Here is a 21,300-nt window from a genome sequence, read left to right as displayed (position 1 = left end):
GCCGGCTTTCCGCCCGCACCGGCCGGCCAGGACAGTAGGGTCGGTCCATGGCAGCAGCTTCCGGGGACGGCCCCCACACACCCAGCGTCCGGATCGGACCGGTCGACCTCGCCGCACGCGTGGACGAGGCGCTCGCCGTGCAGGCCGTCGCCTTCGGACTCGGCCCCGAAGAGATCGAGGTGCGCCGCCACATCGTCCTCAGGCATCTCGAACACCCCTGCGCCCGCGCGCTCGGTGCCACGACCCCGGACGGCGACCTCGTCGGCTTCGTCTACGGCATGCCCAACGAACGCGGCCACTGGTGGTCCACCGTCGTCGAGCCCTACCTGCGGGCCACCGGCGCGGCCGGCTGGCTCGACGACTCCTTCGTGATCACCGAACTCCACGTCCACCCGGAGTTCCAGAACCGCGGCATCGGCCGCACCCTCATCACCACCGTCACCGACGCGGTCGACCAGCCCCGCTCGATCCTCTCCGCCATCGACACGGACAGCCCGGCACGCGGTCTGTACCGCTCGCTCGGGTATCAGGACCTGGCCCGGCAGGTGCATTTCCCCAGTGCTCCCCTGCCGTACGCGGTCATGGGAGCACCGCTTCCGCTGCTCCGTCACGGGCGCGCCTGAGCCAATCGATTTCCGCCCGCCCGGGCCGCCCGGCTAACCTCCTGCACATCACCCTTCCGAGCAGGAGTTCATCATGGCCCAGGTCCAGCGCATGTCCCGATTGATGATCAAGACACTGCGCGACGACCCGGCGGACGCCGAGACGCTCAACCACAAGCTCCTCGTCCGCGCCGGTTACGTACGCCGCACCGCGGCCGGCATCTGGTCCTGGCTGCCGCTCGGCAAGAAGGTCCTGGACAACATCACCCGCGTCGTCCGCGAGGAGATGGACGCCATCGGCGGCCAGGAGGTGCTGCTCCCCGCGCTGCTCCCCAAGGAGGCGTACGAGGCGAGCGGCCGGTACGACGAGTACGGCGACCTGCTGTTCCGGCTCAAGGACCGCAAGGGCGCCGACTACCTCCTCGGCCCCACCCACGAGGAGATCTTCACCCAGGTCGTCAAGGACATGTGCTCGTCCTACAAGGACCTGCCCGTGATCCTGTACCAGATCCAGACCAAGTACCGCGACGAGGCCCGTCCCCGCGCCGGCGTGCTGCGCGGCCGTGAGTTCCAGATGAAGGACTCGTACTCCTTCGACACCACCGACGAGGGTCTCGCCGAGGCGTACCAGCTGCACCGCGCCGCCTACATCCGGATCTTCGAGCGGCTCGGCCTCGACCACCGCATCGTCTCCGCGGTGTCCGGCGCCATGGGCGGCTCGGCCTCCGAGGAGTTCCTCGCCCCCGCACCCGCCGGTGAGGACACCTTCGTCGACTGCCCGAACTGCGACTACGCCGCCAACACCGAGGCCGTGACCTACAGGTCCACCCCGGTCGACGCCTCGGCGACCGGCGCCGTCGAGGAGCTGGACACCCCCGACACCCCGACCATCGAGACCCTCGCCGCCCACCTCGGCGTGCCGGCCTCCGCCACCCTGAAGAACCTCCTGGTCAAGGTCGACGGCGAGATCGTGGCCGTGGGCGTGCCCGGCGACCGCGAGGTCGACCTCGGCAAGCTCGGCGAGCACCTGGCCCCCGCCGTCGTCGAACTCGTCACCGCCGAGGACTTCGTGGGCCGCCCCGACCTGGTCCGCGGCTACGTCGGCCCGCAGGGACTGGAGAAGGTCCGCTACATCGCCGACCCCCGCGTCGCCGCCGGCACCGCCTGGATCACGGGCGCCAACAAGGAGGGCAAGCACGCGAAGAACGTCGTCGCGGGCCGCGACTTCGAGGTCGACGACTACCTCGACGTCGTCGTCGTCGAGGCGGGCGACCCCTGCCCCAACTGCGGCGCCGGCCTCCAGGTCGACCGGGCCATCGAGATCGGCCACATCTTCCAGCTCGGCCGCAAGTACGCCGACATCTTCTCCCTCGACGTGCTCGGCCAGCAGGGCAAGCCCGTCCGCGTCACGATGGGCTCGTACGGCATCGGCGTCTCCCGCGCCGTGGCCGCCCTCGCCGAGCAGACCGCCGACGACAAGGGCCTGTGCTGGCCCCGCGAGATCGCCCCGGCCGATGTGCACGTGGTCGCCGCGGGCAAGGCGCTCCAGACGGAGCTCGCCCTCGACGTCTCCGAGAAGCTGGCCGCGGCCGGCCTGCGCGTCCTGGTCGACGACCGCCCCGGCATCTCGCCCGGCGTCAAGTTCACCGACTCCGAGCTCATCGGCGTCCCGAAGATCCTGGTCGCCGGCCGCCGCTCGGCCGAGGGCGTCCTGGAGCTGAAGGACCGCCGCACGGGCGAGCGCGAGGAGCTCACGGTCGACGAGGCGATCGCCCGCCTCACCGAGCAGGGCTGACCACCCCGCCCCGGGTACGCAGAAGGGGCCCCGCGCGGAGATCCGTGCGGGGCCCCTTCTGCGTACACGCCCTACAGCCAGCCGGCGAACTCCAGCGTCACTTCGCCCTCCTGGCGGCGCCCGGCCGCGAGCGCGCGGGTGCCCGACTCCACGGCGCGGAACAGCGTCCAGCCGTGCAGCCGCTCGCGGTCCACGTCCAGCGCCTCCGCGAGCTTCTTGATCCTGCGCCGGGCGGTCACCGCGCCGCCGGGGGAGGCGATCAGGTCCTCCACCCGGTCCCGCACCAGCCGCGCCAGATCGTAGGCCCGCTCGCCGACCACCGGCTCGGGCCCGACCGTCAGCCAGGGCGCGCGTTCGCCCGAGAGCACCTTGCTCTGCCGGAAGTTGCCGTGCAGCAGCAGGTCGGCCTCGGGGGATTGGGCGACCAGTTCCTCACGCGCCGCCAGGGCCGCCGAGACCAGGGGCTCCAGCGCGGGATCGGCCGCCGCGGAGGCCCGCATCGCGTCCGTGCGGAGCCCGGTCCGCCCGGCGACCGTCTCGAAGGCGTGCCCCACGGGCGGCTCGACCCAGAGCCGCCGCACCGTCCCGGCCGCCTCCAGCAGCGCCTTCGCCTCCGGGAGCGAGCGCAGCGACACCTCGGGGTGCAGCCGCTCCAGCAGCAGGGCGCCGCCCGCGGGCTCCGGGGCGGGCGCCTCGTCCGGGGACGCGAGCAGCTTCACCGCGCCCCAGCCGTTCCAGTGCGCCAGCGCGGCCCTTTCGAGCTCCGGGGCAGCCCCGGCGGGTGCGAGCTTCAGCGCTGCCGGGGCGCCGTCGGCGTCCCGTACCAGCAGGACCAGGCTGCTGCGCCCGCCCGGGGCGGCGACCCGTTCCACGGTCATGCCCCGGCCGGCTGCGGCCAGCGCCTGCTCGGTCAGTCCGGGAAGCCGCGCGAGCCAGTCCCCGGCGGCCGTATCCCCGTACGACTCGCCGAGCGCTCGCACCAGACGCTGCGGCGGTTCAAAACCCATACGTGCTGTGTTCCCTTTCAGAGACTTCTCAGTGCGCCGCGCCGGGATGGGACCGGCCGGCCTTGGCGTCGGGCCCCGCTTCCGCGCCGGCCTCCGTGGCCTCGTCCCTCTTCGCGGTCCCGTCGGTGCGGGACCCGTCCGCGGCCCGCTCGGCGAGCCCGGGAAAGGGTACGCCGCTGCCGCGCCAGCGGACCGCCCGCACCGCGGCCTCCCGCAGGGCGTCCGCCGCCGACCGCCGCAACGGGCCCTCGGAGGCCCGTACGAGGTCGGAGTAGACATCCGCGACCCGGTCCTCCAGCACGGCGGCGAGCCGCACGGCCGAGGCGGCGTCCGGTACCGCGAACGGCAGAGCGTACGCGGGGCCCGCGGCCACCGGCTCACCGCCCAGGTCGCGCACCGTCCGCACCAGCGCGTCGCGCCGGGCCCGGTGGGCGTGGTGCGCGGCGGTGGCCTCGGCGCGGCGGTCCGCGGCGACCCGGGCGCCCGCCACCCCGTACCCGTACACGGTCGCGTGTTCGGCGGCCAGCGCGGCCTGTGCGGCCGCCAGCGTCCCGTCCTCGCTCATGCCTTCGTCTCCTTGGCCAGTTCGGTCAGCAGATAGGCGTGGGCCGAGGCCGCCGCCGCGACCGAGGCCAGCAGCCGGGCCAGCTCGGGAGGCGCCTGCAGCAGCGCCTCCGTGTGCGAGGCGGCGGTACGGCGTTCCGCCGCGGCCAGCTCCCGGACCGCTGCCGCGGCGTCACCGGTGGCGGGCGGGGTGCGGACGAAGCCGAGCGCGTCGCCGGGGCCCAGGGCCGTGATGTGGGCGCGGACGGCGTCCCGGAGCGGGGAGAGCCCGGCCGCGGTCGCCGGATATGCCTGGACCACGTGTTCGTACCGGGCGAGCAGCGCGGTGCTCACACCGCGGGCCCGCACCCGCAGAGACGTTTCCGCCGATGACCGGTCGGCCGCGGTCCGCGCGTCGGCCCGTGCGGAACCCTTGCGTCCGGCGCTCTCGTCATCGCTGCCGCAGCCGGCCAGCACCGCCCCCATGGCGATCGCTCCCGTCGCGGTCAGCGCTCCCCTGCGCGTCGTCCCCGTGCGCCGCACTTGTTCTCCTTCGGGCCTGGACCTGTCTTGACTGGATCTGTCCGGAAGTGATCACTGTTGGCGAGCGTACCCGCGCCCCGGGGGCCGACGGACAGCAACACCCCTTGGGACCGGATACCCTTTGACCAGACACGCGACGATCCCCACAACAGCACACGCGGCCGAGGAGTCACCCGGATGAGCACCACCCAGAGCGAGAGGCTGCGCGGGCTGGTCGAACCGCTCGTCAGCGCCGAGCGGCTTGATCTGGAAGAGATCGAAGTGTCCCGGGCCGGCCGCCGCCGCGTGCTGCGGATCGTCGTGGACTCCGAGGAGGGCGTGGAGCTCGACGCCTGTGCGGATCTGAGCCGGGCGATCTCCGCCAAGCTCGACGAGACCGACGCGATGGGCGAGGACGAGTACGTCCTGGAGGTCAGCTCTCCCGGCGCCGACCGCCCGCTGACGGAGCACCGCCACTACGTACGTGCCACGGGCCGCCTGGCCAGGCTGACGCTGAACGAGGGCGGCGAGTTGGTGGCCCGCATCCTCGCGGTGGACGAAGAGGGCCTCGATCTCGAGGTGCCGGGCGTCAAGGGCCGCAAGCCGACCTCCCGCCGGATCGCCTTCGACGAGATCGCCAAGGCGCGCGTGGAGCTGGAATTCAACCGCAAGGACAAGAAGGAAGAGGAGGCGTAGCCGTGGACATCGATGTGAAGCTTCTGAAGGGCTTGGCGCAGGACAAGGAGATCCCCTTCGACGTGCTCGTCGAGGCGATCGAGTCGGCCCTCCTCATCGCGTACCACCGCACGGACGGCAGCCACCGCAGGGCGCGGGTGGAGCTGGACGAGCGCGGCCACGTGACCGTGTGGGCCAAGGAGGACCCGGCCGACCTCGAGGAGGGCCAGGAGCCCAAGGAGTTCGACGACACCCCGTCGGGCTTCGGCCGGATCGCCGCGACCACCGCCAAGCAGGTCATCCTCCAGCGGCTGCGCGACGCGGAGGACGACCGGACGTTCGGCGAGTACGCGGGCCACGAGGGCGACGTCGTGACCGGCGTCGTGCAGCAGGGCAAGGACCCGAAGAACGTCCTGGTCGACATCGGCAAGCTGGAAGCCATCCTGCCGGTGCAGGAGCAGGTGCCGGGCGAGGAGTACACCCACGGCCTGCGGCTGCGCACCTACGTCGTCCGCGTCGCCAAGGGTGTCCGCGGCCCGTCCGTGACGCTGTCGCGGACCCACCCCAACCTCGTGAAGAAGCTCTTCGCGCTGGAGGTCCCGGAGATCGCCGACGGCTCCGTCGAGATCTGCGCGATCGCCCGCGAGGCCGGCCACCGCTCCAAGATCGCCGTGCGCTCCACCCGCTCGGGCCTCAACGCCAAGGGCGCCTGCATCGGCCCGATGGGCGGGCGTGTGCGCAACGTCATGGCCGAGCTGCACGGCGAGAAGATCGACATCGTGGACTGGTCGGACGACCCGGCCGAGATGGTGGCCAACGCGCTGTCGCCCGCACGGGTGAGTGAGGTCGAGGTCGTGGACCTCGGTGCGCGCTCCGCCCGGGTCACCGTGCCGGACTACCAGCTGTCGCTGGCCATCGGCAAGGAAGGGCAGAACGCCCGTCTCGCCGCCCGCCTCACGGGCTGGCGCATCGACATCCGCCCGGACACCGAGACCGACGCCGAGCGCGACGTCGCCGACCGTGAGCGGGCCGAGCGGGCCCGGGAGCGCTCCGAGCGACGCTGACCGGACGCCGTCTTGAAGGCCCGACCGCCGCGTGCGGTCCGGGCCGGCAGGGTGACAAGGGAATAGATCTCGTCGGCAGGCCGCTGAGATCACGACAACATCCGTTCGATTTTTGCCCCAAAGGGGTGAGGTCGGTGCGGGGAGGTAGACTTAGCCGTGTCTGGCCGGACGCACGCCCGCGCTTGCCCCGAGCGAACCTGTGTGGGATGCCGGGAGCGAGCGGCCAAGAGCGAGTTGCTGCGCATCGTGGTGGACGGAGACGCATGCGTCCCCGATCCTCGCGGTACGCTGCCCGGCCGGGGTGCGTATGTGCATCCCGCCTCCGTCTGTCTGGACCTGGCGGTTCGCCGCCGGGCCTTCCCCCGGGCCTTCAAGGCCAAGGGGCCGTTCGACCCCGCTGCGGTGCAGCGGTTCGTCGAGCGGGTGACACCGTAAGAAATTGAACGGCACGGGTCCCCGTGCGGTCAGGTACCTCGCGAGTTGGAAGTAGGTCGAGATTGCGATGAGCACTCGATGAGTACGCGATGAGTACGCCCATGAAGTAGCGACGGTCCGGCGGTAACCCGGACCTAAAAGGAGCGAAGTGGCTAAGGTCCGGGTATACGAACTCGCCAAGGAGTTCGGAGTGGAGAGCAAGGTCGTCATGGCCAAGCTCCAAGAACTCGGTGAATTCGTACGTTCGGCGTCCTCGACGATCGAGGCGCCGGTTGTACGCAAGTTGACTGACGCACTGCAGGGGCCCGGCGGCAACGCCGGCAAGTCCGCTGCGAAGCCTGGCGCGCCCCGCAAGGCCGCCCCCGCGAAGCCCGCAGCGCCCTCCCCGGCCGCCGCGGCACGTCCCGCTGCCCCGAAGCCCGGCGCCCCGGCCCCCAAGCCGGCCGCCGCCGAGGCCCCGAGCAGCACCCCCGCAGCACCTTCCGCGCCGTCGGCGGGCCCGCGTCCGGGCCCCAAGCCCGCGCCGAAGGCCGCTCCGGTCACCCCGGTGCCCGCGGCCGAGTTCTCGGCTCCGGCTCCGGCCCAGCCGGCAGCACCGCAGCAGCAGCAGGCCCCGCGTCCCGCGGGTGCCACCCCCGGTCCCCGCCCCGCCCGTCCGGCTCCGGCCGGCGGTCAGCGTGACGGCGGCCGCGACGGTGGTCAGCGTGACGGCGGCCGTGGTGGAGAGCGTGGCGCCGAGCGCCCCGCACGCCCCGCGGGCCAGGGCGCTCCGCGCCCCGGCGGCGCCCGTCCGGCCGGTCCCCGTCCGGGCAACAACCCCTTCACCTCCGGTGGCTCGACGGGCATGGCCCGTCCGCAGTCGCCCCGTCCCGGCGGCACCCCGCGTCCCGGTGGCGGTCAGGAGCGCCCCGGCGCCCCGCGTCCGCAGGGCGGCCCCGGCGGCGCCCCGCGTCCCCAGGGTCAGGGCGGCGCACGTCCGTCTCCGGGCGGCATGCCGCGCCCGCAGGCTCCCCGTCCGGGCGGTGCCCCCGGTGGTAACCGTCCGAACCCGGGCATGATGCCGCAGCGTCCCGCTGCCGGCCCGCGTCCCGGTGGTGGCCCCGGCGGTGGCCGTGGTCCCGGTGCCGGCGGCGGTCGTCCCGGCGGCGGTGGCGGCGCAGGCCGTCCCGGTGGCGGCGGCTTCGCAGGCCGTCCGGCCGGTCCCGGTGGCGGCGGCGGCGGTTTCGCCGGTCGTCCCGGTGGTGGCGGCGGCGGTGGCGGCGCAGGCCGTCCCGGTGGTGGCGGCGGCTTCGGCGGTCGTCCCGGATTCGGTGGACGTCCCGGCGGCCCCGGTGGCCGTGGTGGCACGCAGGGCGCCTTCGGCCGCCCCGGCGGTCCCGCGCGTCGTGGTCGCAAGTCGAAGCGGCAGAGGCGCCAGGAGTACGAGGCCATGCAGGCCCCGTCGGTGGGCGGCGTCATGCTGCCTCGCGGCAACGGACAGGCCGTCCGGCTGTCGCGCGGTGCCTCCCTCACCGATTTCGCCGAGAAGATCAACGCCAACCCGGCGTCGCTCGTCGGCGTGATGATGAACCTCGGCGAGATGGTCACTGCCACGCAGTCCGTCTCCGACGAGACGCTGAAGCTCCTCGCGGACGAGATGAACTTCGTCCTGGAGATCGTCAGCCCGGAGGAGGAGGACCGCGAGCTGCTCGAGTCCTTCGACATCGAGTTCGGCGAGGACGAGGGCGGCGAAGAGGCCCTGGTCTCCCGTCCGCCGGTCGTGACCGTCATGGGTCACGTCGACCACGGTAAGACCCGACTGCTGGACGCGATCCGCAAGACGAACGTCATCGCGGGCGAGGCCGGCGGCATCACGCAGCACATCGGTGCCTACCAGGTCGGCGCCGAGGTCAACGGCGAGGACCGCCGCATCACCTTCATCGACACCCCGGGTCACGAGGCGTTCACCGCCATGCGTGCACGTGGTGCGAAGTCCACCGACATCGCGATCCTCGTGGTGGCGGCGAACGACGGTGTGATGCCCCAGACGATCGAGGCGCTGAACCACGCCAAGGCGGCCGACGTGCCGATCGTGGTCGCGGTCAACAAGATCGACGTCGAGGGCGCGGACCCGACCAAGGTGCGCGGTCAGCTCACCGAGTTCGGTCTGGTGGCCGAGGAGTACGGCGGCGACACGATGTTCGTCGACATCTCCGCCAAGCAGGGCCTCAACATCGAGGCTCTTCTGGAGGCCGTCGTCCTCACCGCCGACGCCTCGCTCGACCTGCGGGCCAACCCGGAGCAGGACGCGCAGGGTATTGCGATCGAGTCCCACCTCGACCGCGGCCGCGGTGCCGTCGCGACCGTCCTGGTGCAGCGAGGCACGCTGCGCGTCGGCGACACGATGGTGGTCGGCGACGCGTACGGCCGAGTCCGCGCGATGCTCGACGACAAGGGCGAGAACGTCGAGGAAGCGGGTCCCTCGACCCCCGTCCTCGTGCTGGGTCTCACCAACGTCCCGGGTGCCGGCGACAACTTCCTGGTCGTCGACGAGGACCGTACGGCCCGTCAGATCGCCGAGAAGCGTGCCGCTCGTGAGCGCAACGCCAACTTCGCCCGCAAGGGTGTCCGGTTCTCCCTGGAGAACCTGGACGAGGCGCTCAAGGCCGGTCTGGTCCAGGAGCTCAACCTCATCATCAAGGGCGACGCGTCCGGTTCGGTGGAGGCCCTCGAGTCCTCGCTGCTCCAGCTCGACGTCGGTGAAGAGGTCGACATCCGGGTCCTGCACCGCGGTGTGGGTGCGGTCACCGAGTCGGACATCGACCTGGCGACCGGCTCCGACGCCATCGTGATCGGCTTCAACGTGCGCGCCGCAGGGCGTGCCGCGCAGATGGCCGACCGCGAAGGTGTGGACGTCCGGTACTACTCGGTCATCTACCAGGCGATCGAAGAGATCGAAGCGGCCCTCAAGGGCATGCTCAAGCCGGAGTACGAAGAGGTCGAGCTCGGTACGGCGGAGATCCGCGAGATCTTCCGCTCGTCCAAGCTGGGCAACATCGCCGGTGTGCTGGTCCGGTCCGGCGAGGTCAAGCGCAACACCAAGGCGCGCCTGCTGCGCGATGGCAAGGTCATCGCGGAGAACCTCAACATCTCCGGTCTGCGCCGCTTCAAGGACGACGTCACCGAGATCCGCGAAGGCTTCGAGGGCGGTATCAACCTCGGAAACTTCAACGACATCAAGATCGACGACGTCATCGCGACGTACGAGATGCGCGAGAAGCCGCGAGGCTGACCCGTACCTCAACAGTCGGGGCCGGTCGACGGGACGTATATCCGTCGATCGGCCCCGGCCGTTCCGTGTACGGTTCTTGTGTCCCTGCCGGCCAACGGCGGGGCGCGAACCCGAACCGGCGGGACATCCGGACACACATGTATGTGGGGACACTGTCCTTCGATCTGCTTCTCGGCGACGTACGGTCGCTGAAGGAGAAGCGCTCCATAGTCCGTCCGATCGTTGCCGAGCTCCAGCGGAAGTACGCGGTGAGCGTGGCGGAGACGGGCGGTCAGGACCTCCATCGCAGGGCCGAGATCGGCCTCGCCGTGGTCTCCGGGGACACCGGACACCTCACAGACGTGCTCGACCGGTGCGAGCGGTTGGTCGCCGGCCGGCCGGAAGTGGAGCTGCTGTCCGTACGACGGCGGCTGCACAGCGACGAAGACGATTGAGAAGGACCGACCGGAAGTCTCCGCCTTCCGATTTCCGGCCGGTTCAAAGCGAGAAGGAGACGGACCAGTGGCCGACAACGCGCGGGCTAAGAAGCTGGCGGACCTCATCCAGGAGGTGGTCGCCGAGAAACTGCAGCGTGGGATCAAGGACCCGCGCCTGGGTACGCACGTGACCATCACGGACACCCGCGTCACCGGCGACCTGCGGGAGGCCACGGTCTTCTACACGGTCTACGGCGACGACGAGGAGCGGGCGAGCGCGGCGGCCGGCCTGGAGAGCGCCAAGGGCATCCTGCGCTCCGCGGTCGGCTCGGCGGCGGGCACGAAGTTCACCCCCACCCTCACCTTCGTGGCGGACGCGCTGCCCGAGAACGCCAAGGCGATCGAGGACCTCCTCGACCGGGCGCGGGCCTCGGACGCCAAGGTGCGCGAGGCGTCCTCGGGCGCCACGTACGCGGGTGACGCGGACCCGTACCGCAAGCCGGAGGACGAGGACACCACCTCCGAATGACAGCGCAGAACAAGACGCCCCGGGAAGGGAGCCGGAGCGCGGCGACCTCGGCCAAGGGCGGCGGGGGAGGACCGGAGAGCGGACTTGTCATCGTCGACAAGCCGTCCGGCTTCACTTCGCACGACGTCGTCGCCAAGATGCGCGGCATCGCCAGGACCCGCCGCGTCGGTCACGCCGGCACGCTGGACCCGATGGCGACCGGCGTGCTCGTGCTCGGCGTCGAGAAGGCCACCAAGCTCCTCGGCCATCTCGCGCTGACCGAGAAGGAGTACCTCGGTACGATCCGGCTCGGCCAGGACACCGTCACGGACGACGCGGAGGGCGAGATCACCTCGTCCACCGACGCCTCCGGTGTGACGCGCGAGGGCATCGACGCGGGGGTCGCCGCCCTGACCGGCGCGATCATGCAGGTGCCGTCCAAGGTCAGTGCCATCAAGATCGACGGCAAGCGGTCCTACGCGCGGGTGCGCGGCGGCGAGGAGTTCGAGATCCCGGCCCGTCCGGTGACCATCTCGTCCTTCCACGTCTACGACGTCCGTGCCGCCGTCGCCGAGGACGGCACCCCGGTGGTCGACCTCGTCGTCTCGGTGGTCTGCTCCTCCGGTACGTACATCCGGGCGATCGCCCGGGACCTCGGCGCCGGGCTCGGTGTGGGCGGGCATCTGACCGCCCTGCGGCGCACGCGCGTCGGTCCGTACGGTCTCGACGCCGCGCGGACGCTCGACCAGCACCAGGAGGAACTGGCCGTGATGCCGGTGGCCGAGGCCGCCGCCTCGGCGTTCCCCCGGTGGGACGTCGACGACAAGCGCGCCAAGCTGCTGCTCAACGGGGTACGGCTGGACATGCCGGCGTACCCGCCGGGCCCGGTCGCGGTCTTCGGGCCCGACGGGACGTTCCTGGTCCTCGTCGAGGAGCAGAAGGGCAAGGCCAGGAGCCTCGCCGTCTTCGCCTGACCCCGGCCCCTACCCGGGGCCCCTCGTGGAGCGGGCAGGGCCCCTGTGCCCGCTCCACGACCCCCCCGTCGGATTCTGTCCGGTGAACGCCCCCGATTCACCCCGACGGGCAGGCGCTCGGAGTGAATCGGGGGTGCGAACGGGGCGCTTTTACTCCGAGTGGTTCTCGTGCCGATCACCGTCGTCCTAACGTCGGATCATGGGATGCGGGGACCTGGCGACACTGGTACGGCTGTGCGATCCGGCGGGCCGGCCGCGGGGGACGGGCTTCGTCGCGGACGACCGGGGCACGGTCGTGACCAGCCACGAAGCGGTCGTGGGCCTCCCGCACCTCCTGCTGCACGGCGCGGACGGCCGCAGCTGCCGTGTCGAGGCCCCTGACATCACCGCACTGCCGGAACGGGCCCTCGCGCTCCTGCCGACCGGCGGACCGGACGCGCTCGGCGTGCCACCCCTGCCGATCGCCCCGCGGGAGCGGATCGAGCCCGGCACCTACGTGACGATCGCCGCGCACGGCTGGCGCGAGGCACGCGTCCTCGGCGCGACCCCGGTGACCTACACCGAGGGGGGTCGCGCCCACACGATCGGCCGGGCGCTGGAACTGGCCCTCGGCACCGACGGCAGCGATGCGCTGCGGCTCGGCGGCGCGGCCGTCGGCGGGCCCGTGCTCGACGGGGACAGCGGCGCCGTCATCGCGGTCCTGGGGAGCGCCCTGCGCACCGGCCACCCGGCAGCCGCCTGCGCGGTGCCGCTGGCCGGCCCGGACCGGGCCGGCCCCCTGAGCGCGCTGCTGCGGCGCAACGCGAGGAGGGTGCCGGGATACGGAATCGATCTGAACGCGGCGGGAGCGCTCCAGCTCACCGCCATGTCGGTCGGCTCGGCGGGAGGCCCGAGCGCCTGGACCGACCCGGTGGAACGGCCCGGTGTCCTGGCGGAGTTCGACGCCTTCACCTCTCCCGGCCCGGCCCCGGGCACGGAACGGCCGGCGGTGGTCCTCGGCCTGGTCGGAGCGCCCGGCACCGGCCGCACCACCGAACTCGCCGCGCTCGCCGCGCGACGGGCCCGCGGCGAGGCGCCCGCGCTCACCCTGTGGCTGCGCGGCGCCGATCTGCTGGCGGACGACGCCTCCGTCGCCGACGCGATCGCCCGCACGCTCCAGCAGGCCGGCCGCATCGTCACCGCCGCCGGGGCCATGGGCGACATGGCGACCGCCACCCCCGGGCGGGTGGCCCGGCTGGCCTCGGACACCGGCAGCCCGCTGCTCGTCCTGCTGGACGGCCCCGAGGAGATGCCGCCCGTCCTGGCACACCGACTGGACCGGTGGACCGAGGGCACGGTCGACTGGCTGCGGGAGCACGGCGCGCGGCTCGTCGTCGCCTGCCGGGCCGAGCACTGGGAGACCGCGGGCGCGCTCTGTCCGCCCGGGGCGCTGCACCGCCCGGCCCGCCCCGCCAGGAGGCTTCCTCCGGCCGTCCCCATCGACGACCTGACCGTGGGCCAGGCCGCACAGGCCCGGGAGCGGTACGCGCTCCCTCCCGACGCGCTCGCCGTCGGCCACGACCGGCACCCGCTCACGCTGCGGCTGCTCGCGGAGGTACGGGAGGCCCTGCCGCCGGACACCCCGGGGCGTCCCGACACGGAAGAGGTCTTCGCCGCCCACCTGGACCTGATGTGCCTGCGCGTCGCGGTCCGGATCGCCGCCCGGTGGCGGCCCGCACCGCGCGGCGCGGAGGTGCGGCGGCTGGCGGCGCGGGTGGCGGGCCAGGTCCACGAGGCGGCCCGGCGCTGTCTGGGGCCCGGGCAGGGGGAACTGGACCGGGCCGCGTTCGAGGAGCTCTTCCCGTGGCGCACCGGCTGGGCGTCGGCGGTGCTGACCGAGGGCCTGCTGGTCCCGGCGGGATCCGGATACCGGTTCGCGCACGAGGAGCTGGGTGACTGGGTGCAGGGCGCACATCTGGACCTGGACGCGGCCCTGCGGGCGCTGGTGCACCGGTGGCATGCGGACGGGGCGGTGCCGGCGGCGGAGGGCGGGGGCCGGGTGCCGCACCCCCGCCGCCCGGGGGCGGCGCCCGCGCGGCAGATGGTGCCTGCTCGGGAGGTGGTGCCCGCTCGGGAGGTGGTGCCCGCAACGGGGCCGCCGCGCACCCTCCCCGTGCCGCGCCACCGCATCGGCCCGGTGATCCAGGCACTCCTCCTCCTGGGCCGCCGTCAGGGCCCGGCCGCGCTGGCCCACCGGCTGGCCGACCTGATCGAGGCGCTGGACCGGCTGCCGGCGGAGGCGGCGGAAGACGGCCCGGCTCCGCACCCCGCTGCCCCGGGCACCGGGGCCCCCGCCCGCGCCCCGGCCGCCGTCGCGCCGGGCCCGCAGGACGTCTCCGTCCCCGCCCCGGCGACCGTCGCGCCGGGCCCCCACGACACCTCTGCCTGCGCCCCCGCTTCCGCGACCCTCGCGCCGGATCCCGGCCTCGCGCCTCCCGCCGCACCGGACGACGCCGACGTCACCCCCGGCACCGCACTCCCCGCCACCGCACCCCCCGGCCGTCGCGGCAACGGCGTGCCGTTCCCCGACGCGCGCTGGTGGGCCGTGCACCTGCTGTCCGAGACGCTTCTGCGGGTCCCCGACGCCCGGCCGCACCTCGGGGTGCTCCGGCTGCTCGCCGGCCGCATCGTCCGGAGCTCCGCCCCTCGCGGCGGGACCAGCGCACGGGGCGCGTACGCCGAGTTCGGCCCCTGGTTCTGGCGGCGGCTGCGGCTGCCCGAGGCGGACCGGATGGATCTGTTCCGGCGGCTCGTCCCCGCCGACGGGCCCCCGCCCGGTGACAGCGACGGCGACGGCGGGCGCTTCCTGGACGCCGTGGCCCGGCGGCTCGCCGCCCATCCGCGTACGGTCCAGCCACTCCTGTGCGCCTGGTTCACCGACGAACGCCCGCTCGCCGCCGAAGCGGGCGCGGCCCTGCGGCCCACCGTCGCGGCGGCCGCGCAGGCGCTCCTGCACGCCCGCCGCGACCTCGCCGTGGACGACCTGACCGACGCACTCGTCGCGGCCGGCCACCCCCGCGCCGACGAACTGCTCGCCGCACTCGCCGAGGACGAGCCCGCGGCCCTCTGCCGCGCCGTCGAGCGGTGGTCACGCGACGAGGACCGGCGGGCCCGCCGGATCGCGGCCGCCTCGTACGGAGCGCTCGTCGCCCCGCACCTGACCCGCGACACGGATCGTGCCCTGCTGCGCCGCGCCGCGCTCGCCCTGCTGGCCCGCCCCGCCGACACCGACCTGCACGGCCCGGCGCTCGCGCTGCTCGTGGCCGATCCGCAGACCCGGGACCGCTATCTGCCACAAGCGCTCCGGGCCTTCGCCGCGGACGGGCCGAAGGTGTCCGCCGCCGCGCTCGCCGTCGCGCTGCCCACCCATCCGGAGCCCGTGCTGGCCGCGTACCGCGAGCGGCTCGTGCGGCCCGGGGACGGTGCGGGCGAGGTGCTCCGCGCGCTCGCCGGGATCGATGCTCCCGCACTCGCCCTGCACACCGCCGGACTCGTCCGCGCCTACGTCGACAGCCACCCCGCCGACACCTCGCACACCGCCGCGTACCTCGACCGCAGGCTGGAGCACGGGCCCGCGGCCCGGGCCCTGCTGCTTCCCCTGCTGACCGGACTGCTCCGCGAGCGCCCGGCGCCCGCCCCGGTCCGGGGCGCGCTCGCCGGCGTCCTGGCCACGCCCGGCAGCCCCGCGTCCCGGCAACTGCGGGACAGCCTGCTGGAAGTGCTGCTCGACTTCGAGCAGGGCGGCGCCCACCGGGACCCGATCGTGCTGGAAGCGCTGCTGCGGGCCGCCGCGACCGGCTGCGCGGGGCGAGAACCGGCCCGTACCCGGGCCTTGGTGCACCGCACCGGGATGCTGCTGGTCCGTACGCCGGAAGGCGCCGGGCTGTTCGACCGCCTGCTGGTCGCACTCGCCCGTGACGTGCCCGGGTTCCGCGCCCTGGTCATCGGGTGGCTGGCCGACGCCCCGCAGGAGTGGGCCGCGGTCGTCGGCCCCAGCGCGCGGCGGACGGTGGAGGCCCTCGGAGCCCCGATGACCATGCCGATGCAGGCCGCAGGGCGTGAGCATGGCACCCTTAGACCTGCGTAAGAGACATACCCACGTACACAGGTTCGGGCGAGGAGCGGTCAGAGTGCAGCGCTGGCGTGGCTTGGAGGACATCCCCCAGGACTGGGGACGCAGCGTCGTCACCATCGGCTCCTATGACGGGGTGCACCGCGGACACCAGCTGATCATCGGCCGGGCCGTGGAGCGGGCCCGTGAGCTGGGGGTGCCGTCGGTCGTCGTGACGTTCGACCCGCACCCCAGCGAGGTCGTCCGGCCCGGCAGTCATCCGCCGCTGCTCGCCCCGCACCACCGCCGCGCCGAACTGATGGCCGAGCTGGGCGTGGACGCGGTGCTGATCCTGCCGTTCACCACCGAGTTCTCGCAGCTCGCCCCGGCCGACTTCATCGTGAAGGTGCTCGTCGACAAGCTGCACGCGCAGCTGGTCATCGAGGGCCCCAACTTCCGGTTCGGCCACAAGGCCGCCGGAAACGTGCAGTTGCTCACCGAACTCGGTGACACCTACGACTACCGCGTCGAGGTCATCGACCTGCGGGTGTGCGGCGAGGCGGGCGGCGGCGAGCCGTTCTCCTCGACCCTCACCCGGCGCCTGGTCGCCGCGGGGGACGTGACCGGCGCAGCCGAGATCCTCGGCCGCCCGCACCGCGTCGAGGGCATCGTCGTCCGCGGGGCGCAGCGCGGTCGCGAGCTCGGCTTCCCCACCGCGAACGTGGAGACGCTGCCGCACACCGCGATCCCCGCCGACGGTGTGTACGCGGGCTGGCTGCACGTGAACGGCGAGGCGATGCCCGCCGCGATCTCGGTCGGCACCAACCCGCAGTTCGACGGCACCGAGCGGACGGTGGAGGCGTACGCGATCGACCGCGTCGGCCTCGACCTGTACGGCCTGCACGTCGCCGTGGACTTCCTCGCGTACGTACGCGGCATGCTGAAGTTCGACTCGATCGACGATCTCCTCGTGGCGATGGCCGCCGACGTGAAGCGGTGCAGTGAGCTGATCTCCGCGTACGACCGGGGCTGAAGGCCGCTCCACCCCGCCGCTACGGCTCCGGCCGGTACCGCCGGAACGCGGTACCGGCCGGAGCCGTAGCGGGTGGTCCGGACGGACCGGACGGCACACGCGCGACGTGCCCGAGGCCGGCCGCCGCGGGAGCGGTGCGGGTGCCTGACCCGCCCGCTACCGCGAGAGACAGCTCAGGACCGCGTCGCCGCCGTAGCGCCGGCCCAGTGGCACGCCACCTGGGTCTCGCCGCCGCCCGCGAGCACCGGCAGGTCCTTCGTACGGCACGCGTCGGCGACACCCGCCCGCTCCGCCTCGCCCGAGGCCAGGACCTGGCAGCGCAGATGGAAGCGGCAGCCGGACGGCACCTTGGACGGGTCCGGCGGCTCGCCGGTCAGCACCACGGGTTCGCCCTCGGCCTCCGGCAGCACCGAGAGCAGCGCCTGGGTGTACGGATGCCGCGGAGCCGTGAGGATCTGCTCCACGGCCCCCGTCTCCACGATCCGGCCGAGGTACATCACCGCCACCCGGTCCGCGATGTTCCACGCGAGACCCAGGTCGTGCGTGACCACCAGCGCGGACAGGCCCAGTTCGTCCCGGAGCCGCAGCAGCAGCGCGAGGATCTCGCCGCGCACCGAGGCGTCCAGGGAGGCCACCGGCTCGTCGGCGACGATGAGCTCCGGCTCCAGGACCAGCGCGCCCGCGATCACGACCCGCTGACGCTGACCGCCCGACAGCTCGTGCGGGTAGCGGAGGAAGAAGCGCTCCGGAGGCCGCAGCCCCGCCCGGGACAGCGCGTCGGCCACCGCCTTCCGCTCGTCGCCCGGGTAGCGGTGGATCCGCAGGCCCTCGGCCACCGCGTCGTACACCGTGTGCCGGGGGTTCAGCGAACCGCTGGGGTCCTGGAGCACCAGCTGCACGCGTTTGCGGTACGCCTTCAGCGCACGGCTCCCGTAGTCGAGCGGCTTGCCGTCGAAGGTAACCTGCCCGCCCGTCGGCGGGACCAGACCGAGCAGCGAGCGGGCCAGGGTCGTCTTGCCGCACCCCGACTCGCCCACCAGGGCGACGATCTCGCCCGGCCGGATGTCCAGGTCGACCCCGTCCACGGCGCGGGCCGGGTCGGCTCCGTGCCTGCCGGGGAACGCGATCCGCAGATCCCGCGCACTGAGCAGGTCCGTCGTGGTGGTCATGATGTGCTCCTCGCTTCCTCGGCGCCCCGAGGGGCCGTGGCCCCGTCCGGCCCCACCAGTACGCAGGCGGCCTGCCGACCGGGCCCCGCCACCCGCAGCTCCTGGTCCTGCGTGGTGCAGGAGTCCAGGGCCACCGGGCAGCGCGGATGGAACGTGCAGCCGGCCGGCAGCGACGACGGGTCGGGCGGATCGCCCGGGAGCCCCCGGGGCGCGAACCGCGAGGCCGGGTCCCCGATCCGCGGGAAGGCGCCCGACAGGGCCTTGCTGTACGGGTGGTGCGCCCGCTCGTAGACCTCGGACGCCGGCCCCTGCTCCACGACCCGGCCCGCGTACATCACCGCGAGCCGGTCGCAGGTGTCCGAGAGCACCGCGAGGTCATGGCTGATCATGATCAGTCCGAGGTCCTGCTCGGAGACCAGCTGTTCGATCAGCCGCAGGATCTGGGCCTGGATCATCACGTCGAGGGCCGTGGTCGGCTCGTCGGCGATGATCAGGCCCGGGTCGCAGGCGAGCGCCATCGCGATCATCACGCGCTGGCGCTGCCCGCCGGAGAGCTCGTGCGGGTAGGCGTCCGCCCGGGCGGCGGGCAGACCCACCTGTTCCAGCAGCTCACCCGCGCGCTTGCGCGCGGCGGCCTGCGTCGTCTTCGTGTGCAGCACGATCGGTTCGGCGATCTGGTCGCCGATGCGGTGCACCGCGTTCAGCGAGTGCATCGCACCCTGGAAGACGATCGAGGCGCCCGCCCAGCGCACGGCCCTGACCTGGCCCCACTTCATGGCGAGGACGTCCTCGCCGTTCAGCAGGATCTCCCCGGTGACCTTCGTGCCCGCGGGCAGCAGCCGCAGCAGCGCGAGCGCCAGCGTGGACTTCCCGCACCCCGACTCCCCGGCGATGCCCAGCTTCCTGCCCGCGTCGACCTCCAGGTTCACCCCGCGGACCGCCTGGGCCCCGCCGGCGTACGTCACCGTGAGATCGCGTACCTCGAGAAGAGGCGTCTTGCGGATGCTCGTCGTGCTCAACGGGCCACCCCCAGCTTGGGATTGAGGACGGTCTCGATGGCGCGGCCGCACAGCGTGAACGCCAGGGCCACCAGCGCGATGGCGATGCCGGGCGGTGCCAGGTACCACCAGTCGCCCGCGCTCACCGCGCCGGCCTCGCGGGCGTCCTGGAGCATGCCGCCCCAGGAGGTGATGGTCGGGTCGCCGAGACCGAGGAAGGCCAGGGTGGCCTCCGTCAGGATCGCGCTGGAGATCACCAGCGTGGTCTGGGCGAGCACCAGCGGCATCACGTTCGGCAGGACGTGGCGCAGCATGACGTGTCCGTGCCCGCCGCCCAGCGCGCGGGCGCGCTCGATGTACGGGCGGGACTCCACGGCGAGGGTCTGCGCCCGCACCAGGCGGGCCGTCGTCGGCCAGGTCGTGACGCCGATCGCGATGATGACCGTCCACAGGGAGCGGTCCATCACGGTGGCGAGCGCGATCGCCAGGACCAGGGTCGGCATCACCAGGAACCAGTCGGTGACCCGCATCAGGACGGTCGAGTACCAGCCGCGGAAGTGCCCGGCGACGATCCCGACGACCGTACCGATGGCCACGCAGAGGAAGGCGGCGAGCAGCCCCACGGTCAGCGAGACGCGCGCACCCCAGATCAGCAGGGCGAGGACACTGCGTCCGAACTGGTCGGTTCCGAGCGGGAACTCGGCGCTCGGCGACTCCAGTGCGCCGCCCGGCGCCTCGGTGACGCTCTGCGCGTCCGCGCCGGTCAGTACGGGCGCGCACACGGCGATCAGCGCGATCAGGAGGAGCCCGGCCAGGCCCCACAGGCCGCCCCGGTGGCCGCGGTACTCCCGCCAGAACCGGGCCATGGACCGGCGCTTGCGGGCCCGGGCCAGCGCACCCGGGCTCTTGGCCGCCTCGGGCGGCCCGGATTCCTCGGGCGCGGGGGCCTTCGCCCCCGGCGTGGACGCGGGCATGGATTCGGTCGTCATCGGCCCACCCGGGGATCGAGCAGCGGATACAGCAGATCGGCCAGGGTGTTCGCCAGGATCACCGCGGTGGCGAAGACGAAGAACAAGCCCTGGACGAGCGGAAGGTCGGGGACGCTCAGCCCTTGGTAGAAGAGACCGCCGAGACCCGGCCAGGAGAACACGGTCTCCACCAGGATCTGCCCCGCGACCACATGGCCGAGGTTGACGAACATCAGCGTGAAGGTCGGGAGCATCGCGTTGGGGACGGCGTGCCGGCGGCGGACCGTGTCGTCGCGCAGCCCCTTGGCGCGCGCCGTCGTCAGGTAGTCGCTGCCCATCTCGTCCAGGAGCGAGGAGCGCATCACCAGGAGCGTCTGCGCGTAGCCGACGGCGACCAGGGTGATCACCGGCAGCACCATGTGGTGCGCGACGTCGAGCACGTACGCGAAGCCGGTCTCGTTGCCCGACTCCAGGCCGCCCGTCGGGAACATGCCCGGGATCGGCCCCACGCCCACCGAGAAGACGATGATCAGGAGCAGCCCGAGCCAGAACGAGGGCACGGAGTAGAGCGTGAGCGCGAGTGCGGTGTTGAACCGGTCGCTCTTCGACCCGTTGCGCCAGGCGGTACGGGTGCCGAGCCAGATGCCCAGCGCGCTGTAGAGGACGTACGCCGTTCCGGTGAGGAGCAGGGTCGCCGGGAGGGCCTCGGTGATCTTGTCCATGACCGGGGCGTGGTACTGGAACGAGGTGCCGAAGTCGCCGGTGAGCGCGTCGCCCACGTAGCTGGTGAACTGCTGCCACATCGGCTGGTCGAGACCGAACTGGTGGCGCAGCGATTCGAGCTGCTCGGCGGACACGCGGCGCCCGCCGGTCATCTGCTTCACCGGGTCGCTGGGGATGAGCCGGAAGAGGAAGAAGCTGGTGACCAGTACGGCGAACAGCGAGACGGCCGCGCCGACGATCTTGGCCGCCACGTACTTCAGATAGGCCTGGGTGTTGCGCGCCCGTGGACCGCGGGCGGCCGGAGGCGCGGCGGGAGCCGGACCGTCCGTGTCCGCATCCGCCTGTTTCACGAGCGCCGGAGTGCTGTCAGCTGTCATGGGAACTCTCGTTACTCGTGCTGCACTTGGGCCGATCGGCCGTCGCGGGGCGGCGGCCGCCGCCCCTTGCCTTTCGGTCGTGGAGAGCCGCCGACGGGGGCCCCGGATGGTGCCGGGCCCCCCGCCAGCG

At 73.2% G+C, this 21,300-nt stretch carries 18 protein-coding genes; 11 read left to right on the top strand and 7 right to left on the bottom strand.

Annotation, left to right across the window (positions count from 1 at the left end; translation table 11 throughout):
* Positions 1-47: 47 nt before the first annotated feature.
* Both ABZ454_RS29805 and ABZ454_RS29800 read left to right on the top strand, forming a co-directional pair.
* Positions 48-623: a GNAT family N-acetyltransferase gene (locus ABZ454_RS29805; protein WP_356319584.1), complete on the top strand. Its 576-nt coding sequence runs from the start codon at positions 48-50 to the stop codon at positions 621-623.
* Positions 624-696: 73 nt separating this feature from the next.
* Positions 697-2,397, top strand: a complete 1,701-nt coding sequence (locus ABZ454_RS29800) for a proline--tRNA ligase (protein ID WP_356319583.1) — start codon at positions 697-699, stop codon at positions 2,395-2,397.
* Positions 2,398-2,468: 71 nt separating this feature from the next.
* On the opposite strand, the gene ABZ454_RS29795 is transcribed toward ABZ454_RS29800, so the two are convergent.
* The 3 genes from ABZ454_RS29795 to ABZ454_RS29785 are packed head-to-tail and all read right to left on the bottom strand — an operon-like array spanning position 2,469 to position 4,490.
* The gene (locus ABZ454_RS29795) at positions 2,469-3,404 is read right to left on the bottom strand and encodes an aminoglycoside phosphotransferase family protein (RefSeq protein ID WP_359542544.1); all 936 of its coding nucleotides are present in this window, start codon (positions 3,402-3,404) and stop codon (positions 2,469-2,471) included.
* Positions 3,405-3,432: 28 nt separating this feature from the next.
* The gene (locus tag ABZ454_RS29790; protein ID WP_356319580.1) at positions 3,433-3,969 is read right to left on the bottom strand and encodes a ferritin-like domain-containing protein; all 537 of its coding nucleotides are present in this window, start codon (positions 3,967-3,969) and stop codon (positions 3,433-3,435) included.
* On the bottom strand, positions 3,966-4,490 hold the full coding sequence (locus ABZ454_RS29785) for a hypothetical protein (protein ID WP_359542543.1): 525 nt from the start codon (positions 4,488-4,490) through the stop codon (positions 3,966-3,968). Before ABZ454_RS29785 ends, ABZ454_RS29790 begins: the two co-directional genes overlap by 4 nt.
* 177 nt (positions 4,491-4,667) lie before the next feature.
* On the opposite strand from ABZ454_RS29785, the gene rimP reads away from it, so the two are divergent.
* The 9 genes from rimP (at position 4,668) to ABZ454_RS29740 (ending at position 16,935) form a co-directional block, all read left to right on the top strand.
* The gene (gene rimP, locus ABZ454_RS29780) at positions 4,668-5,165 is read left to right on the top strand and encodes a ribosome maturation factor RimP (protein WP_356319578.1); all 498 of its coding nucleotides are present in this window, start codon (positions 4,668-4,670) and stop codon (positions 5,163-5,165) included.
* A 2-nt stretch (positions 5,166-5,167) separates the two neighbouring features.
* A complete protein-coding gene (gene nusA, locus ABZ454_RS29775; RefSeq protein WP_219571906.1) occupies positions 5,168-6,208 on the top strand; it encodes a transcription termination factor NusA in 1,041 nt (346 codons plus the stop codon).
* Positions 6,209-6,364: 156 nt separating this feature from the next.
* Positions 6,365-6,643, top strand: a complete 279-nt coding sequence (locus ABZ454_RS29770) for a YlxR family protein (RefSeq protein WP_359542541.1) — start codon at positions 6,365-6,367, stop codon at positions 6,641-6,643.
* A gap of 148 nt (positions 6,644-6,791) precedes the next feature.
* Positions 6,792-9,914 carry a translation initiation factor IF-2 gene (infB, locus tag ABZ454_RS29765; protein ID WP_359542538.1) on the top strand — a complete coding sequence of 1,041 codons (3,123 nt, stop codon included), beginning with the start codon at positions 6,792-6,794 and terminating at the stop codon, positions 9,912-9,914.
* Positions 9,915-10,051: 137 nt separating this feature from the next.
* A complete protein-coding gene (locus tag ABZ454_RS29760) occupies positions 10,052-10,348 on the top strand; it encodes a DUF503 domain-containing protein (RefSeq protein ID WP_326739190.1) in 297 nt (98 codons plus the stop codon).
* 67 nt (positions 10,349-10,415) lie between these two features.
* Positions 10,416-10,859 carry a 30S ribosome-binding factor RbfA gene (gene rbfA / locus ABZ454_RS29755; RefSeq protein ID WP_356319576.1) on the top strand — a complete coding sequence of 148 codons (444 nt, stop codon included), beginning with the start codon at positions 10,416-10,418 and terminating at the stop codon, positions 10,857-10,859.
* On the top strand, positions 10,856-11,812 hold the full coding sequence (truB, locus tag ABZ454_RS29750) for a tRNA pseudouridine(55) synthase TruB (RefSeq protein ID WP_359542536.1): 957 nt from the start codon (positions 10,856-10,858) through the stop codon (positions 11,810-11,812). The genes rbfA and truB overlap by 4 nt, the downstream gene beginning before the upstream one ends.
* A gap of 199 nt (positions 11,813-12,011) precedes the next feature.
* Positions 12,012-15,938: a trypsin-like peptidase domain-containing protein gene (locus ABZ454_RS29745; protein ID WP_359542534.1), complete on the top strand. Its 3,927-nt coding sequence runs from the start codon at positions 12,012-12,014 to the stop codon at positions 15,936-15,938.
* Positions 15,939-15,981: 43 nt separating this feature from the next.
* The gene (locus tag ABZ454_RS29740) at positions 15,982-16,935 is read left to right on the top strand and encodes a bifunctional riboflavin kinase/FAD synthetase (protein WP_356319573.1); all 954 of its coding nucleotides are present in this window, start codon (positions 15,982-15,984) and stop codon (positions 16,933-16,935) included.
* A gap of 173 nt (positions 16,936-17,108) precedes the next feature.
* Here the strand turns inward: ABZ454_RS29740 and ABZ454_RS29735 are convergent, their stop codons facing one another.
* Genes ABZ454_RS29735 through ABZ454_RS29720 form a run of 4 tightly spaced genes read right to left on the bottom strand, consistent with a single transcriptional unit; the run spans position 17,109 to position 21,170 of the window.
* Positions 17,109-18,104 (bottom strand): ABC transporter ATP-binding protein, encoded by a 996-nt coding sequence (locus tag ABZ454_RS29735; RefSeq protein WP_359542531.1) that lies wholly within the window; start codon positions 18,102-18,104, stop codon positions 17,109-17,111.
* On the bottom strand, positions 18,101-19,123 hold the full coding sequence (locus tag ABZ454_RS29730; RefSeq protein ID WP_359542528.1) for an ABC transporter ATP-binding protein: 1,023 nt from the start codon (positions 19,121-19,123) through the stop codon (positions 18,101-18,103). Before ABZ454_RS29730 ends, ABZ454_RS29735 begins: the two co-directional genes overlap by 4 nt.
* Entirely contained in the window at positions 19,120-20,091 is a 972-nt protein-coding gene (locus ABZ454_RS29725; RefSeq protein WP_356324560.1) for an ABC transporter permease, read from the bottom strand. The genes ABZ454_RS29730 and ABZ454_RS29725 overlap by 4 nt, the downstream gene beginning before the upstream one ends.
* Complete coding sequence (locus ABZ454_RS29720; protein WP_356324558.1) at positions 20,088-21,170, bottom strand: ABC transporter permease; 1,083 nt, start codon at positions 21,168-21,170, stop codon at positions 20,088-20,090. Before ABZ454_RS29720 ends, ABZ454_RS29725 begins: the two co-directional genes overlap by 4 nt.
* Between the last annotated feature and the right edge of the window lie 130 nt (positions 21,171-21,300).

The sequence above is a fragment of the Streptomyces sp. NPDC005803 genome (assembly GCF_040630435.1).
Taxonomy (GTDB): domain Bacteria; phylum Actinomycetota; class Actinomycetes; order Streptomycetales; family Streptomycetaceae; genus Streptomyces.
The sequence above is the reverse complement of the archived record's forward strand: the minus strand, read 5'-3'. Positions and strand labels throughout refer to the sequence as shown.